This window comes from Aquariibacter albus, assembly GCF_014145335.1.
Taxonomy (GTDB): Bacteria; Pseudomonadota; Gammaproteobacteria; order Burkholderiales; family Burkholderiaceae_C; genus Aquariibacter; species Aquariibacter albus.
In genome coordinates, this window is the sequence record NZ_JACIVI010000003.1 from 124,363 (window position 1) to 140,134 (window position 15,772).

Genomic DNA, 15,772 nt, shown 5'->3' on the forward strand with positions numbered 1-15,772 from the left:
AACCGGTCGGCCTACCATGCGCCGCGCCATGGACGTCGACGCCAGCTTCCGCACCGCCGCTGCGCCCCAGCTCGCGGCCATGCTGCGGGCCAGTCGGCAGGCCACGCTGGAGCTGCTGGACGCGCTGGCCGCCCAGCTCGGCCCGGCCCTGCGCGTGCCGCAGCGCGACAGCCTGAACCTGCCGCTGTGGGAAGCCGGCCACATCGCCTGGTTCCAGGCCTGGTGGATCGCCCGCCTGCCGGCCGAACAGCGCCACCGCGGCGCCGAGGCCGACCCCCTGGCCCCGCGCCTGCCGCCGGCCCCGGTGGCCAGCCCGCTGGACGACGACCGCCTGCACGACTCCAGCCACGTCCCCCATGCCAGCCGCTGGCAACTGCCCCTGCCCGGGCTGCAAGCCACCCGCGAGCGCCTGCGCCAGGGCCTGGACGAGACCCTGGCCCTGCTGGCGCACGCCCCGGGCGATGCCGCCGGTCTCTACTTCTACCGCCTGGTGCTGGCCCATGAGGACATGCACCAGGAGGCCGGCTTGATGCTGGCCCAGCAGCTCGGCCTGGACCCGGGCCCGCAGGCGCCGCGCCCGCCGGCGGCCCCGCCCGCGCGGCCCGAGCTGAGCCTGCCCGGCGGCCCCCTCGAGCTGGGCGAGCACGGCGAGGCCGACGCCTTCCACTTCGACAACGAATGCGGCCGGCGCCGGGTCGAGCTGGCGCCCTTCCGCATCGACGCCCGGCCGCTGCGCCAGCGCGATTTCCTGGCCTTCGTCGAGGACGGCGGCTACGAGGACCCGCGGCTCTGGTCGCCCGCCGGCTGGGCCTGGCGCCAGGCCCGCGCGGCCGAGGGCGAGGCCCTGCCGCGCGCGCTGCGCGTGCCCGGCCCGGACGGGGCGCGGGCTCCGAGGGCCCCCGCGGGGGCCGAGCGGCGCGTCTTCGCCCGCTGGCTGCCGGCCGAGCCCGAGGCCGCCCTGCAGCAGGTCAGCGCCTTCGAGGCCGAGGCCTGGTGCCGCTGGGCCGGCCGCCGCCTGCCGACCGAGGCCGAGTGGCTGGCCGCCGCCCGCCTGCCGCCCGCGGCGGGCTTCACCTGGGGCGAGGTCTGGGAGTGGACGGCCGAGCCCTTCAGCCCCTTCGAGGGCTTCCGGCCCCATCCCTACCGCGACTACTCGCAGCCCTGGTTCGGCGACCACCGCGTGCTGCGTGGTGCAGCCTGGACCACGCCGCGGCGTCTGCGCGACCGGCGCATGCGTAACTTCTACCGTCCGGGCCGCCAGGACGTGATCGCCGGTTTCCGCAGCTGCGCGCCCTGAGCCCGGCGTGCGGTCATCGACCCTCGGGTGTAATGCGCCGGTCCAGGCGTCTGACGCACCGTCGAGAACCCATCCTCCCCGCCCCTTTCGCACCCTTCGGAGACCGCCATGCTTGATCGCCTGCCCTCGCGCACCCTCAAGGCCCTGTTGCTGGGCGCTGCCCTGGCCCTCGGCCCGCTCGGTACCGCCCTGGCCCAGACCACCCTGCGCGTGACCACCATCCCCGAGGAAGCCGCCACCGAACAGGTGCGCAAGTTCACCCCCCTGGCCCAGTACCTGGAGAAGAAGCTGGGCATGAAGGTCGAGTTCACGCCGGTCAGCGACTACCCGGCGGCGGTGGAGGCCCTGGTCAACAAGAAGGTCGAGCTGGTCTGGTTCGGCGGCTTCACCCATGTGCAGGCGCAGATCCGCTCGGGCGGCAAGATCATCCCCATCGCCCAGCGCGTGGAGGACACCAAGTTCACCTCGGTCTTCATCGCCAAGACCGATTCGGGCATCAAGACCCTGGCGGACCTCAAGGGCAAGCAGGTTTCCTTCGGCTCGCAGAGCAGCACTTCGGGCCACCTGATGCCGCGCAGCAACCTGCTCGCCGCCGGCCTGGACCCGGAGAGGGACTTCAAGCGCATTGCCTACAGCGGCGCGCATGACGCGACCATTGCCTCGGTCGTCAGCGGCAAGGTCGATGCGGCGGCCCTGGACGTGACGGTGTGGAAGAAGTTCGTCGCCGAAGGCAAGGTCGACACCCAGGCCGTCAACGTCTTCTTCACCACCCCGCCCTTCTTCAACTACAACTGGTCGGTGCATGCCGACCTGCCGGCCGAGCTGCGCGAGAAGATCAAGGCCGCCCTGCTGGCCCTGGATGACAGCACGCCCGAAGGCGCCGAGATCCTCAAGCTCAACCGCGCCAGCCGCTACATCGAAACCAAGCCCGAGAACTACAAGGGCCTGGAGGCTGCAGGCCGCAGCGCCGGCCTGCTCTGAGTGGGCATGAACGACGCTGAGCCCGGCCTGAGGACCGCTCCCGATGCAGCTTGACCTCGACGGGCTGGTGGCCCGTCATCCTGCCGCCCAGCCGGGCAGCCCGGCGGCCCTGCGCGGCCTGGACCTGAAGGTGGAGGCGGGCGAGCAGCTGGCGGTGATCGGCCCCTCGGGGGCGGGCAAGACCAGCCTGCTCCAGGTGCTGGCCTGCGCGATGCAGCCTGCCGCCGGCCGGCTTCGCCTGGGCGGGCAGGACCCCTGGGCGCTGGGCCAGGCCGCGCGGCAGGCGCTGCGCGGCCGGCTCTTCCTGGCGCCGCAGGTGCCGCCGCTGCCGCCGCGGCAGCGGGTCGTCACCTCGGTGCTGGCCGCCCGCCTGCCGGCCCTGAGCCTGCTGCGCAGCCTGCGCGCGCTGTTCTATCCCGACGACATTCCCGGCGCACACGCGGCGCTGGAATGCTTCGACCTCGGCGACAAGCTCTTCGAGCGGGTCGACCGCCTGTCCGGCGGCGAGCGCCAGCGCGTCGGCCTGGCCCGCGCCCTGTTGGCCCCGGCCAGCCTGTGGCTGATCGACGAGCCGCTCTCGGCCCTGGACCCGACCCGTGCCCTCCAGGCCATGGCCACGCTCACCGGCACCGCCCGCACACGGGGCGTCACCCTGGTCGCGACCCTGCACCAGGTCGATGTGGCCCTGGCCCATTTCCCTCGCATCGTCGGCCTGCGCGAGGGCCGGCTGGCCTTCGACCTGCCGGCCGCCCAGGTCGATGCCGCCTGCCTGGCGCGCCTCTATGCCCAGCATGAGCATGAGCTGCGCGGCAGCGCGCCGGCCGGCCTGCCCGAGCCCGCGCCGCTCGCGCCGCAGCCGGTGGTGATGCATTGCCGCTGAAGCCGCCGCGCCTGAAGCTCAAGGCATGAGCCTGACGTCCCTGCCCGCCGCGGCCCGCCGGCCAGCTCCGCCGCGCCGCGACCCGGCCTGGCGCGGCCGCGTCACGGGCCTGCTGCTGCTGGCCTTGGTGCTGGGGCCGATGCTGGTGGCCACCGAGTTCAAGCCCTGGATCCTGGTCGAGCCCGACAACCTCAAGCCCACCCTGGCCTTCCTGCGCAGCTTCGTGCCGCCGGCCACTGGGGGCGAGTTCCTGGCCCTGGTGCTGCGCGAGACCTGGCGCACCGTCGCCATCGCCACCGTCGGCGTCACCCTGGCCCTGGCGCTGGCCCTGCCCCTCACCCTGCTGTCCACCCGGGTGCTGTCGATCTCGGCGCTTCCCGGTCGCATGGCACGGGGGCCGGCCCTGCTGCGACAGGCCGCGCGCTGGCTGCTGATCGTGCTGCGTTCCGTGCCCGAGCTGGTCTGGGCCCTGGTCTTCGTGCGGGTGGCGGGCCTGGGGCCCACGGCCGGCGTGCTGGCGATCGCGCTCACCTACGGCGGCATGCTCGGCAAGGTCTATGGCGAGATCCTGGAAAGCGGCGAAGCCCATGCCACCCAGAGCCTGCTGCGCAATGGCAGCGGGCGCCTGCAGGCCTTCTTCTACGGCCTGCTGCCGCAGAACGCGGCCGAGCTGAGCAGCTACACCGTCTACCGCTGGGAGTGCGCGATCCGCTCCTCGGTCATCCTCGGCTTCGTCGGCGCGGGCGGCTTGGGCCAGCAGCTCGACAACTCCATGAAGATGTTCAAGGGCGGCGAGGTGCTGACCCTGCTGATCGTCTTCGTGCTGCTGGTGGCCGGGGCCGACCGCGTCAGTGCCGGCCTGCGGCGCAGCCTCGGCTGAGAAGTTGTGAAGCAACCCGCATGAGCCTGCATCCGCCCCAGCCCGCGGCCGCCCATCCGCCCGACAAACTGCCGCCGCGGCTTTTCAACGCCCGCTGCCGCGCCTGCTGGTTCAGCCTGGCCCTGCTGCTGCTGGTGCTGGCCAGCTTCCTCAGCCTGGACCTGCAGTGGGGGGCCTTCTTTTCGCGCGAGGCGGCGGCCAGCATGGGGCGTTTCCTCGGGGAGTTCTTTCCGCCCGACACCTCGCCGGCCTTCCTGAAGAAGGTGGCGCTCGGTGCCTGGGAGACCCTGGCCATGTCGGCCCTGGGCACCTTGCTGGCGGCCGCGGCCGGCCTGCTGCTGGCCCTGCCGGGCAGCCGCCTGCACGGTGGTGATGCGGCCTGGGCGCGGCGCCCCACCCGCTGGCTGCTGAATGCGCTGCGCGCCATACCGGAGCTGGTCTGGGCCGCGCTGCTGCTGATCTCGGCCGGCCTGGGCCCCTTCGCCGGCACCCTGGCCCTGGCCTTCCACACCAGCGGCGTGCTGGGCCGGCTGTTCGCCGAGGCGATCGAGAACGCGCCTTCCGGCCCCGGCGATGCCCTGCGCGCCCAGGGCGTGGGCACGCTGCGCGTCTTCCTCTATGCCACCCTGCCCCAGGTGCTGCCTCAGCTCATGAGCTACACGCTTTACCGCTGGGAGAACAACATCCGCGCGGCGGCCGTGCTGGGCGTGGTCGGGGCCGGTGGCCTGGGCCAGCTGCTGGCCTTCCACATGGGCCTGTTCCAGATGGGCAAGACGGCCACCCTGATCGGCGCCATGCTGCTGATGGTCGGTCTGGTCGACGCCCTCAGCCATCTGCTTCGACGGCGCATGGCCGGCTGAGCCGGCCGTTCAGTCGCCGCAGCGGCGGCGCAGTGTGGCGGCGGCTTCGGCGAGGTCCTGCGGCTTGCAGGGGTCCAGGGCCAGCTCGGCAGCGGCGGGCAGGCCGCGCAGATGGCGTCTCTGCGACTGCGCGTAGAGCGGGTCGTAGTGCAGGGCCAGCAGCTCTTCGGCCAGTTCGGCGGCCGGACCTTCGGCGGCCAGCTGCTGCCAGCGCGCGAGCAGGGCATTGGGCAGCAGGCCCTGCAGCTGGGCCAGCCGCGCCTGCAATTGCGGCGCGTCGGCGATCAGCCAGGCGTAGTCCTGCAGCAGCAGCGTGCGGCGCTGCGCGAGGTCGACGCGCAGCTCGGTGACCGGCGCCGCCCGCAGCGCCTCCAGCACCGCATCGGGCAGGGCGATGCGGCCGATGCGCCGGCTCTCGGCTTCGGCAAAGACCGGCCGGGCCGGATCCAGGCGCTCGACGGCGTCGGCCAGCCGCGTCTCGAAGGCTTTCTGGCTGGGCTGGTCCTGGTCGGGCAGGCCGCCCAGCACCGAACCGCGGTGGCCGGCCAGGCCCTCCAGGTCGATCACCTGCGCGCCCTGCGCCGCCAGCGCACCGAGCAGCCGCGTCTTGCCGCTGCCCGTGGGGCCCGAGAGCAGCTGCAGGCGCAGCCGCGGCACCTGCTCGGCGAGCACGCGGATGACATGCGCGCGCCAGGCCTTGTAGCCGCCCTGGAGCTGGCCGGCGTCCCAGCCGATCATGCGCATCACCGTCACCGCGCTGCCGCTGCGCATGCCGCCGCGCCAGCAATAGACCAGCGGCCGCCAGTCCTTGCCCTGTTGCGACCAGAGCGCGTCGACCCATCCGGCAAGGCGCCGCGCGACCAGTGCCGCGCCCACCTTGCGGGCCTCGAAGGCCGACGCCTGCACATAGAGCGTGCCGACCCGCGCCCGCTCGGCATCGTCGAGCACCGGGCAGTTGATCGCGCCCGGCAGGTGGTCGAGGGCGAATTCCGAGGGCGAGCGCGCGTCGATCAGGGTGTCGAAGCCGGCGCGTTCGTGCAGGGGGATCAGCGGCTTGGAGGCCATGGCGATGGGCGGTGGAGGAGCGTGCGTCGCCCCAAAGCACAAGCCCCTGGGCGGTGAAACCGGCCAGGGGCTTGGGATCGATCTGGTGGCGCTTCAGGGACTCGAACCCCGGACCTGCGGATTATGATTCCGTCGCTCTAACCGACTGAGCTAAAGCGCCAAAGCCGCGCATTCTAGCCAGATCTTCAGCCGGGTGCGCAAGGCCCGGGCTCGGCGTGGGTGGGGCGCCACAGGGACTGGCGTGTGCCCGGCGGCTCAGAGCAGTTTGCCCAGGCCCATGGCGATCAGGCTCAGCAGCGCACAACTGGCCAGCGGCAGGCTCCAGACCTTGCCCTTCCAGCGCCAGTGCAGGTCGCCGGGCAGGCGGCCCAGGCCCAGCTTGCGCAGCCAGGGCTGCAGGCCCTGGAAGAGCAGCAGGGCCAGCACGGTGACGATCAGCCAGCGCAGCATGGGCGCACCTTTCGGGCCGGCTTCACAGCCGGTGGCTGCGGTCGCCGGCGCGGAAGCCGCGCGCGTCGAACACCGGCCCCGGCGGAGCCTTGACCAGGCCGATGACCTTGAACAGCTCGCCCATCTCGTGTTCGTTGACCAGCCGGGCCGCGGCGGCGCGGGCGGCCAGAGCGGGCAGGTCGGCGCCCTGCGGCAGCAGGTCGAGCAGGCCGCAGTTGATCAGGAAGCGCGCCTGGCTGGTGTAGCCCAGCACCTCGAAGCCGGCGTCCTGCGCGGCCACGGCCACGGCGGTGAAGTCCACGTGCGCGGTGATGTCCTTGTCGCCCGGGGCGTCGAGCGGGTCCGGGTCGGCGCGGTGGGCCCGGTGGCACATCAGCGTGCCGGCGTGGCGCTGGGGGTGGAAGAACTCGGCTTCGGGGAAGCCGTAGTCGATCAGGAAGGCCGCACCGCGCTGCAGGCGCTCGCCCAGGCTGGCGAGCCAGGCCGTGGCCTGGCGGGCCAGCTCGACGGTGGCGCCGGGCGGAAAGCCGGGGTCGAGCGGCGGGCGCAGCGTGGTCGGGCGGTCGGCCCAGACGAAGCCCGGCGTCGCGTCCGCGGCCGGTGAAGCGGCCGCGGACGCGCCCGGTTCGGCCGGCCGGGACTTGGCGGCCAGGGCCACGCCACGCTCCAGCCACTGCGCGCCGTCCCAGTGCAGCAGGGCGACCGGCAGGGCATCGAGCAGCTCGTTGCCCACCACCACGCCCTGCATCGCTGCCGGCAGCGCGTCGGCCCAGACCACGCGGTCCGCCAGGGCCGGGGCGCGCGCCTGCAGGGTGGCCTGCTGCTTGGCCCGCAGCGTGCCGGACAGGTCGACGATGGTGTAGCGGCGTGGCGCCGCACCCAGGGCCGCCAGACCGTTCAGCAGCTCGGCGGCCAGGGCGCCGGAGCCTGCGCCGAATTCCCAGACCTCGTCGACCCCGGTGGCGGCCAGGGCCTCGGCCACCTGGGCGGCCAGGGCGCGGCCGAAGTGCGGGCTCAGCTCGGGCGCGGTGACGAAGTCGCTCCCGTCGGTGGCGAGCGTGCCGAACTGGCGATCGCCGCGGCTGTAGTAGCCCAGGCCGGGGGTGTAGAGCGCACGGGCCATGTAGTCCTCGAAGCCCATCCAGCCGCCGGCCGCCTGCACGGCCTCGGCGATCTGCCGGGCCAGGGCCTGGCTGGCCGGGCTGGGCGGCGGCGGCGCGTCGGCACGGGCCGTGCCGCGGGGGTTTGCCGAGGGGTCGGCGGCTGGCGCGGAGGGGCTCCGTACACTGCCGGGCGTTCGGGGCGGGGTCTGCATGGCGGCATTGTCGGCGGGCCGCCGGCCCCGCCCGTGCCGTCCTGCCGTCGACCATGCATCCCTTCGCCGCCACCCTCCACACCCAGCAGCTGGCCGCCGAGCGCCCGGTCGCGCTGATCACCGGCGGCGCCCGCCGCCTGGGACGCAGCATCGCGCTCGCCCTGGCCCGCGCCGGCCACGACATCGCGCTGCACCACCGCGGCCCTGACCCGGCCGCCGCCGAGGAGGCGCTGGCCGAGCTGCGCGCGCTCGGCGTGCGCGCCGAGGCCTTCATTGCCGAGCTGCATGACGAGGCCGCCACCGTGGCCCTGCTGCCGCGGGTGATCGACCGCCTGGGCCGCATCGACGTGGTCGTGCACAACGCTTCGCGCTTCCGCCACGACACGGTGGCGACCTTCGGCTACGCCGAGCTGGAAGGCCATGCCCGCGTCAACACCGGCGCGGCCATCGTGCTGGCGCGCGGCCTGCACGCCCACCTGCGCCAGCGCGCCGAGCGGCTGCGCTCGACCGAGCCGGCCGCGCCGCCGCCGCGCGGCTGCATGGTCCACCTGCTGGACCAGAAGCTCTGGAACCCCAACCCCGACCACCTCAGCTACACCCTCAGCAAGGCCGCGCTGGAGGCCGCCACCACGGTGCTGGCCCAGGCCCTGGCGCCGGAGCTGCGCGTGGTCGGCGTGGCGCCGGGTGTCACCCTGCCCTCGGGCCCCATGACCCTGGGCGAGTTCGAGCAGGCCCACCGCATGACGCCGCTGGGCCGCTCCTCGGCCGCCGAGGACATTGCTGAGGCCGTGGTCTACCTGGTGCGCGCCCGCGCCGTGACCGGCACCACCCTGCTGGTCGACGGCGGCCAGCACCTGAGCGCGCAGCCGCGCGACGTGATCTTCCTGGTGCGTGGCGAGGCCGATCCCCACCCGCCCGCCACGCCCATGGGCGACGAGGTGGACGCATGAGCGCCGTCTCCTCCCCGCCGCCCATCCACCCCGGCAACGCGGCCGTGGCCGGCTGGGCGCGCGATCCACGCCTGGCCGGCTGCCGCCGGCTCTTCCTCTGCGAGCATGTGCGCGCGGTCGAGATCGGCATCCACGACTTCGAGCAGCATGCGCCGCAGCGCCTGGTCTTCCATGTCGATCTCTTCGTGCCGCTGGCCGCCAGCACGCCGCAGGCCGATCGCCTCGACGAGGTGGTCGACTACGATTTCATCCGCGCGGTGATCGCCGAGCGCCTCGCCGCGGGCCGCATCGGCCTGCAGGAGACGCTCTGCGACGACCTCGCCCGCCGCCTGCTGGCCCATCCGCAGGTGCGGGCGGTGGCTCTGTCCACCGCCAAGCCCGATGTCTACGCCGACAGCCGCGCCGTCGGCGTCGAGATCATGCTGTTCAAGGATGCGGCCTGAGGCCCGGCCTCCCGCAGCCCCCGTCTTCCCGTTCGACCCAGGACCGCCGATGAGCGCCGAACTTTCCCTGTCCCCCGAGGACACGGCCGCCGCCGCCGAAGCCGTGCTGCGCACGGCCGAGGGCCGCAAGCTGAACTTCGAGGCCAACAAGCTCAGCAAGCGCCTGCACCGCCTGGTCGGCCAGGCCATCGGCGACTTCAACATGATCGAGGCCGGCGACAAGGTCATGGTCTGCGTCTCGGGCGGCAAGGACAGCTATGCCCTGCTCGACATCCTGATCAACCTGCAAAAGCGCGCCCCGGTGGATTTCAGCCTGGTCGCCGTCAACCTCGACCAGAAGCAGCCCGGCTTCCCGGAGGATGTGCTGCCGGCCTACCTCAAATCGCGCGGCGTGGACTTCCACATCGAGGAGCAGGACACCTACAGCATCGTCAAGCGCCTGGTGCCCGAGGGCAAGACCCTGTGCAGCCTGTGCTCGCGGCTGCGCCGCGGCATCCTCTACCGCGTAGCCGACGAGCTGGGCGCCACCAAGATCGCGCTGGGCCACCACCGCGACGACATGCTGGCGACCTTCTTCCTCAACATGTTCTTCGGCGCCAAGCTCAAGGGCATGCCGCCCAAGCTGGTCAGCGACGACGGCCGGCATGTGGTGATCCGCCCGCTGGCCTATGTGCCTGAGCATGACCTGATCGCCTGGGCCCGGCACCGCGATTTCCCCATCATCCCCTGCACCCTGTGCGGCAGCCAGGAGAACCTGCAGCGCAAGCAGGTCGGCCACATGCTCAAGGCCTGGGAGCGCGAGCACCCCGGCCGGCTGGAGAACATGGCCCGCGCGCTCGGCAACATCGTGCCCTCGCACCTGCAGGACCGCGCGCTCTACCCCTTCACCACCCTGCAGGCCACCGGCCTGCCCGATGCCGCCGGCGACAAGGCCTTCGACGAGGACGAGGAGGGCTGTGCCAGCCCCGCCGCGACGGGCGAGCCGGCCCCAGTGCGGTTGCACGGGCTCGGCCGCACGCCCAAGCCCGAGGGGGCCGCCCAGGCCTGGACGGCGGCCGCGACCGACCCCGCCGACGGGCTCGGCGCATGAGCTTCGACCCCCGCGCCGCCGCCCGCAGCGTCTGGGCCCACTGGCAGGCCGGCACTGTGCTGGACCACCTGCCCCCCGGCCAGCGCCCCGCCAGCCGGGCCGAGGGCTACGAGGCGCAGGCCCTGCTGCCCGAGGTGGCTGGCCGCGTGCCGCTGGGCTGGAAGATCGCTGCGACCAGCGTGGAGGGGCAGCGCCACATCCACGTCGGCGGCCCGCTGGCCGGTCGCCTGCTCGGCGGCCAGGTCGGCCGCGATGGCGACACCTTCCCCCTGGCCGGCAACCGCATGCGCGTGGCCGAGCCCGAGTTCACCTTCCACATCGGTCAGGCCCTGCCGCCCCGCGCCGCGGCCTACACGGTCGACGAGGTGCGGGCCGCCGTGGCCAGCGTGCATCCCTCGATCGAGCTGCCCGATTCGCGCTTTGCCGATTTCACCGTGGTCGGCGAGGCCCAGCTCCTGGCCGACAACGCCTGCGCCGGCCGCTATGCCCTGGGCGATGCCAGCGGCGTCGATTGGCGCAGCCTGGACCTGGCCGCCCACCGCGTGCGCGGCCAGGTCTTCCGCAGGCTCGACGGCACCGAGACCGACGTGCTGGACCGCGAGGGCCTGGGCGCCAACGTGCTGGACGACCCCTGCCTGGCCCTGACCTGGCTGGCCAATGAACTCTCGGCCCTGGGCCTGGGCCTGGCCCGGCGCAGCCTGGTGAGCACCGGCACCTGCATGAAGCCGCTGGCCATCGCGCCCGGTGACCGGGTCGAGGTGGATTTCGGGGTGCTGGGCCGGGTCGGCCTGAAGCTCGCGCCCGAGGCCGGCTGAGTCCGCCGCGGGCCGGCCACGGGCCCGGCCTCAGGCCTGCATCCAGCGCTGCGCCGCGGCTTCCACCACGGCCGGCAGCGGCTGGCCGCTGGCATGCAGGGCGCGCAGGCGGTCGGCATCGTTGCCTTCGAAGAGGCTGTCGCGCAGCAGCTGGGTGGCCTCCAGGGCCTGCAGGTCGAGCGCATGCTCGTCGAGCCGCACGAGGGTGCGCAGGATGTCGTCGCGCAGGCGCATGCGCTGCTTGGTCCTGGGGTCCACGAACTCGCCGCGCAGGCCGAAGCGGCAGGCCTGGAAACGGTTGAAGGTGTAGACGAGGTAGTCGTCCTCGCTTGGCTCGAAGGGCCGCTCCTCCAGCAGCTGGCGGCCGATGCACTGCAGGTAGCAGGCGAGGGCGGCGGCTTTGTCGACCGTCAGCGGCGTGTCGCAGACGCGCAGCTCGATGGTGCCGAATTCGGGCTTGGGCCGCAGGTCCCAGTAGAAGTCCTTCATGGACTGGACGACGCCGGTGGCGGTCATCTTGTCGAAGTAGCTGCCGAACTCGTCCCAGCTGCGCACGAAGGGCGCCCGGCCCGAGAGCGGGAAGGCAAAGACGGAATTCAGCCGCGCGGAATCGAAGCCGGTGTCCACGCCCTGCACGAAGGGCGAGCTGGCCGAGAGCGCGATGAAGTGCGGCACGTAGCGGCTCAGGGCATGCAGCAGCCACAGGGCCTGGTCGCCGTCGCGGCAGCCCAGGTGCACATGCTGGCCGAAGACGGTGAACTGCTGGGCCAGGTAGCCGTAGAGGTCCGAGAGGTAGCGGTAGCGCTCGCTGGCGGTGATCTGCTGCTGGCTCCAGTGCTGGAAGGGGTGGGTGCCGCCGCCGGCGATGGCCACGTTGAGCTTGCGCGCGGCGGCGCTGATCTGGCCGCGCAGGTCGCGCAGCTCGTCGCGCAGGCTGGCGTGGCGGGTCTGGATCGAGCTGCCGATCTCGATCATCGAGCGGGTGATCTCGGGCTTGATGTCCCAGGCGCCGGTGTGGCGGGCGGTCTCGCGCAGCAGGTCGTCGGCCTGGGCGACCAGGTCGAAGTCATGGGTCGCGACGATCTGCAGTTCCAGCTCGACGCCCAGCGTCAGCGGTTCCGAGGGGGTGAAGGCTTGCAGCGGCATCGGGGGCTCCGGGTGGGTGCGTTCAGGCGCGGGTCGGCGGGGGCTCGACCGGCCGGGGCCCGGGGGCCGCAGGGATTCCGGCGACGGCCGGGCTGGCCGGCGGGCCGCCGCGCAGGCCGGTGGCGCGCGGCGGCGGGCAGATCTCGCCGGCCAGCTGCCCCAGGGCATAGCGGCCCAGCACCGGGCCGAGCAGCTGCAGCAGCGTGGTTGCGATCAGCAGGGCCTGCCAGAGGCTGCGCTCGGCGTCCTCCTGGCCCAGGCTGTGGCCGTAGCTGCCCAGGCCGATCAGCAGCGCGGTGGGCGTCATCGACTGCAGCGCCATCGCCAGCGCGCCGGCCTGGCGCCAGCCCAGGCCGCTCAAGCGGGCCGTGCCGAGTACGCCCAGCCCCAGGCCCAGCGCGCGGGCCAGCACGATGGCAAGCACCCAGGGCCAGAGCGTGGCCAGGCCCTCCAGGGTCGACAGCAGGCCCAGGCAGACGAAGAGCAGCACGCCCAGGGCCGTGCCGGCGCTGCCAAGCTGCGGCGCCACGCTGAGCCGGTGACCCATGCGGGCGCGGGCAGCCATGCCCAGCACCAGCAGGGTCAGCATCGGCGACAGGCCCCAGCCGCCGGCCAGCAGGGCCGTCGCCACCAGCAGCGCGAGCTGCAGCACGGCCTGCGTGCCCGGATCGCGCACCGGGCGGCTCAGTGCGTCCAGGGCCAGGGCGGCGCCCAGCCCCAGCAGCACGCTGCCGCAGAGCACCAGGCCGGCCCGCAGCAGGGCGTGCAGCCAGCCGGTCTCGGCAGCCACCGCATCCGCGCCCGCCACCAGGGGCGGCACCAGCACGGTCAGGGCCTGCAGTGCCAGCACGGCCAGCACGCTGCTGCAGGCGCTGGCCATCAGCAGGCGCTCGGTCACCTGGCCGCGTGGCTGGCTGGCATGCAGCAGGGCCATGGCGACGAGCGGCGAGCTGCTCATGGCCACCGCCGCCACCAGGGCCGACGCGCCGGCCGGCGCGCCCAGGGCGACGAGGCTGAAGCCGACCAGGCCGCCCGCGGCCAGGCTGCTGGCGCCGATCTGCAGCGCCAGGCCGGGGTTGTCGACCAGCCAGCGTGGCCGCAGTCGGCTGCCCAGCTCGAAGAGCAGCACGCCCATGGCCAGGTCGATCAGGGGCTTCCAGGGGTCCAGGTCGGCCGGCGCCAGCAGGCGCAGGGCTGGCGGCCCGGCCAGCAGGCCGATGGCCATCCAGCCCAGCAGGCGCGGCAGCTTCAGCAGGCGCTGCACCGCATCGCCCGCCAGCACGGCGACGAGGACCAGGCCGGCCAGGCCGAGCACCGGATCCAGGTCGCGCAGGGTGTCCAGCGTCCAGCGGGCGGCCTCGGCGGGCACGGCCACGGCGCTGCCGAGTGCCGATTCCGATGCGGTGGCGGCCTCCGGCGCCGGCAGGACGCCGGGCAGGGCGGCGGCTTCGCCCGCATCCAGCGGGGCGGACGCGGCGATCGGGGCGGGGTCGGGCAGGGGCATGGGCATCTCCTCGTGTTCTTCTGGGCTCGGCTTGCCCGGAGGTGGAGCCCCGGCCGGGCCGCCCGGTTCCCCGGCCCTTGAAAGCCTGCCACCCGGCCCCATCTGCCCGCCACGCGTGCCGCCGACCGGGCGGCGCGACCCGGCAGCCCCGCGGGCCGGCCGGGGTCGAGATCTGTCGAGAGCCTTTTCCCTTCCCCATGAGCAAGCACACCCATGCCTTCCAGGCCGAGGTGCAGCAGCTGCTGCACCTGGTCACCCACGCCCTCTATTCCAACAAGGAGATCTTCCTGCGCGAGCTGGTCTCCAATGCCTCCGACGCCTGCGACAAGCTGCGCTTCGAGGCCCTGGCCGACGACAGCAAGTGGGGCGAGGACCGCGAGCTGCGCCTGCGCATCGCCTTCGACGCCGAGGCCCGGACGATCACGATCAGCGACAACGGCATCGGCCTGAGCGAGGAGGAGGCCATTGCCCACCTCGGCACCATCGCCAAGAGCGGCACCCGCGAGTTCATGGCCGCGCTCGATGCCGACCGGAAGAAGGACGCCAGCCTGATCGGCCAGTTCGGCGTGGGCTTCTATTCGGGCTTCATCGTGGCCGACCGCATCACCGTGGAATCGCGCCGGGCCGGCCTGCCGGCCGCGCAGGGCGTGCGCTGGAGCAGCGCGGGCACGGGCGATTTCGAGGTCGAGGCCATCGAGCGCGCGCAGCGCGGCACCGACGTGATCCTGCACCTGCGCGAGGACGCGGGCGAGTTCCTCTCGCGCTGGAAGTTGGCGGCCATCGTCGGCAAGTATTCGGACCACATCTCCCTGCCCATCCAGATGCGCAAGGAGATCTGGGATGCCGAGAAGGGTGCGCAGACCGTCACCGACGAATGGGAGACCGTCAACAAGGCCGCCGCCCTGTGGGCGCGGCCCAAGGCCGAGCTGGGCGAGGCCGATTACCACGCCTTCTACGAACAGATCAGCCACGACAGCACGCCCCCGCTGGCCTACACGCACAACCGCGTCGAGGGCCGCAGCGAGTACACCCAGCTGCTCTACATCCCGGCCAAGGCCCCCTTCGATCTGTGGAACCGCGAGAAGCGCGGCGGCGTGAAGCTCTATGTGAAGCGTGTCTTCATCATGGACGACGCCGAGGCGCTGATGCCGGTCTACCTGCGCTTCGTCAAGGGCGTGATCGACTCGGCCGACCTGCCGCTGAACGTGAGCCGCGAGCTGCTGCAGGAGAGCCGCGACGTGAAGGCCATCCGCGAGGGCTCGACCAAGCGCGTGCTCTCGATGCTGGAGTCGCTGGCCCACAGCGAGGACCCGGCCGAGCGCGCCAAGTACGCTGCCTTCTGGAAGGACTTCGGCGCGGTGCTCAAGGAAGGCCTCGGCGAGGACTACGCCAACCAGGAGCGCCTGGCCAAGCTGCTGCGCTTTGCCTCGACCCAGGCGGAGGAAGGCGTGTCCCTGGCCGACTACGTGGCCCGCATGAAGGAGGGCCAGGACGCCATCTATGTGCTGACCGCCGACAGCCTGGCGGCGGCCCAGGGCAGCCCGCAGCTCGAAGTCTTCCGCAAGAAGGGCATCGAGGTGCTGCTGCTGACCGACCGCGTCGACGAGTGGCTGCTCAGCCACCTGCATGAATTCGACGGCAAGCCGCTGCAGAGCGTGGCCAAGGGCGCGGTGGATCTGGGCAAGCTCGCCGACGAGGCCGAGAAGCAGCAGGCCGAGGCGGCGGCCGAGGCCGCCCGGCCGCTGGTCGAGCAGCTCAAGGCCACGCTGGCCGAGCGGGCCAAGGATGTGCGCGTGACCACCCGCCTGGTCGAGTCGCCGGCCTGCCTGGTCAGCGAAGAGGGCGACATGAGCGGCCACCTGGCCCGCCTGCTCAAGCAGGCCGGCCAGGACGCGCCGCCCTTCCGCCCGGTGCTGGAGGTCAATCCCGAGCATGCGCTGCTGAAGAAGCTCGACACCCTGCGCGAGGACGGGGGCCGCTTCGGCGACCTGGCCCAGATCCTCTTCGACCAGGCTTGGCTGGCCGAGGGCGGCCAGCTCGAGGACCCGGCGGCCTATGTGCGTCGGGTCAATGCGCTGCTGAGCGCCTGAGGCGGC

Annotated in this window: 15 protein-coding genes and 1 tRNA gene; 10 read left to right on the forward strand and 6 right to left on the reverse strand. The window is 73.1% G+C overall.

Annotated features, from left to right (window positions below; genetic code table 11):
- Positions 1-28: 28 nt before the first annotated feature.
- The 5 genes from senA to phnE all read left to right on the forward strand — a co-directional run bounded on the left by senA (position 29) and on the right by phnE (position 4,898).
- Positions 29-1,297 carry a selenoneine synthase SenA gene (senA, locus tag H4F90_RS09920; protein ID WP_182664070.1) on the forward strand — a complete coding sequence of 423 codons (1,269 nt, stop codon included), beginning with the start codon at positions 29-31 and terminating at the stop codon, positions 1,295-1,297.
- A 108-nt stretch (positions 1,298-1,405) separates the two neighbouring features.
- The gene (locus H4F90_RS09925; protein WP_182664072.1) at positions 1,406-2,278 is read left to right on the forward strand and encodes a putative selenate ABC transporter substrate-binding protein; all 873 of its coding nucleotides are present in this window, start codon (positions 1,406-1,408) and stop codon (positions 2,276-2,278) included.
- Between the two features lie 43 nt (positions 2,279-2,321).
- On the forward strand, positions 2,322-3,158 hold the full coding sequence (locus H4F90_RS09930) for a phosphonate ABC transporter ATP-binding protein (protein WP_182664074.1): 837 nt from the start codon (positions 2,322-2,324) through the stop codon (positions 3,156-3,158).
- 25 nt (positions 3,159-3,183) lie between these two features.
- Positions 3,184-4,038: a PhnE/PtxC family ABC transporter permease gene (locus H4F90_RS09935; RefSeq protein WP_182664076.1), complete on the forward strand. Its 855-nt coding sequence runs from the start codon at positions 3,184-3,186 to the stop codon at positions 4,036-4,038.
- Between the two features lie 20 nt (positions 4,039-4,058).
- Positions 4,059-4,898, forward strand: a complete 840-nt coding sequence (gene phnE, locus H4F90_RS09940; RefSeq protein WP_182664078.1) for a phosphonate ABC transporter, permease protein PhnE — start codon at positions 4,059-4,061, stop codon at positions 4,896-4,898.
- A 9-nt stretch (positions 4,899-4,907) separates the two neighbouring features.
- Here the strand turns inward: phnE and mnmH are convergent, their stop codons facing one another.
- The 4 genes from mnmH to H4F90_RS09960 all read right to left on the reverse strand — a co-directional run bounded on the left by mnmH (position 4,908) and on the right by H4F90_RS09960 (position 7,728).
- The gene (mnmH, locus tag H4F90_RS09945) at positions 4,908-5,963 is read right to left on the reverse strand and encodes a tRNA 2-selenouridine(34) synthase MnmH (RefSeq protein ID WP_182664080.1); all 1,056 of its coding nucleotides are present in this window, start codon (positions 5,961-5,963) and stop codon (positions 4,908-4,910) included.
- 83 nt (positions 5,964-6,046) lie between these two features.
- Positions 6,047-6,123: transfer RNA gene (locus H4F90_RS09950), tRNA-Met, on the reverse strand.
- A 95-nt stretch (positions 6,124-6,218) separates the two neighbouring features.
- On the reverse strand, positions 6,219-6,413 hold the full coding sequence (locus H4F90_RS09955; RefSeq protein ID WP_182664082.1) for a DUF2905 domain-containing protein: 195 nt from the start codon (positions 6,411-6,413) through the stop codon (positions 6,219-6,221).
- 22 nt (positions 6,414-6,435) lie between these two features.
- Positions 6,436-7,728: a class I SAM-dependent methyltransferase gene (locus H4F90_RS09960; RefSeq protein WP_182664084.1), complete on the reverse strand. Its 1,293-nt coding sequence runs from the start codon at positions 7,726-7,728 to the stop codon at positions 6,436-6,438.
- A 53-nt stretch (positions 7,729-7,781) separates the two neighbouring features.
- Here H4F90_RS09960 and H4F90_RS09965 point away from each other — a divergent pair, with 53 nt between their 5' ends.
- Genes H4F90_RS09965 through H4F90_RS09980 form a run of 4 tightly spaced genes read left to right on the forward strand, consistent with a single transcriptional unit; the run spans position 7,782 to position 11,026 of the window.
- Positions 7,782-8,678, forward strand: coding sequence for an SDR family oxidoreductase (locus tag H4F90_RS09965; RefSeq protein ID WP_182664086.1), 897 nt, complete (start codon positions 7,782-7,784; stop codon positions 8,676-8,678).
- Entirely contained in the window at positions 8,675-9,121 is a 447-nt protein-coding gene (locus H4F90_RS09970; protein WP_182664088.1) for a dihydroneopterin aldolase, read from the forward strand. Before H4F90_RS09965 ends, H4F90_RS09970 begins: the two co-directional genes overlap by 4 nt.
- Positions 9,122-9,170: 49 nt before the next feature.
- Positions 9,171-10,211: a tRNA 2-thiocytidine(32) synthetase TtcA gene (ttcA, locus tag H4F90_RS09975; RefSeq protein ID WP_182664090.1), complete on the forward strand. Its 1,041-nt coding sequence runs from the start codon at positions 9,171-9,173 to the stop codon at positions 10,209-10,211.
- Positions 10,208-11,026 carry a 2-keto-4-pentenoate hydratase gene (locus H4F90_RS09980; protein ID WP_182664092.1) on the forward strand — a complete coding sequence of 273 codons (819 nt, stop codon included), beginning with the start codon at positions 10,208-10,210 and terminating at the stop codon, positions 11,024-11,026. The genes ttcA and H4F90_RS09980 overlap by 4 nt, the downstream gene beginning before the upstream one ends.
- Before the next feature lie 30 nt (positions 11,027-11,056).
- On the opposite strand, the gene H4F90_RS09985 is transcribed toward H4F90_RS09980, so the two are convergent.
- Both H4F90_RS09985 and H4F90_RS09990 read right to left on the reverse strand, forming a co-directional pair.
- A complete protein-coding gene (locus H4F90_RS09985; RefSeq protein ID WP_182664094.1) occupies positions 11,057-12,172 on the reverse strand; it encodes a YbdK family carboxylate-amine ligase in 1,116 nt (371 codons plus the stop codon).
- A 22-nt stretch (positions 12,173-12,194) separates the two neighbouring features.
- Positions 12,195-13,676, reverse strand: a complete 1,482-nt coding sequence (locus H4F90_RS09990) for a cation:proton antiporter (RefSeq protein WP_182664097.1) — start codon at positions 13,674-13,676, stop codon at positions 12,195-12,197.
- 197 nt (positions 13,677-13,873) lie between these two features.
- Between H4F90_RS09990 and htpG the strand changes: the two genes are divergently transcribed.
- Complete coding sequence (gene htpG, locus H4F90_RS09995) at positions 13,874-15,766, forward strand: molecular chaperone HtpG (protein WP_182664099.1); 1,893 nt, start codon at positions 13,874-13,876, stop codon at positions 15,764-15,766.
- The last annotated feature ends 6 nt before the right edge of the window (positions 15,767-15,772 follow it).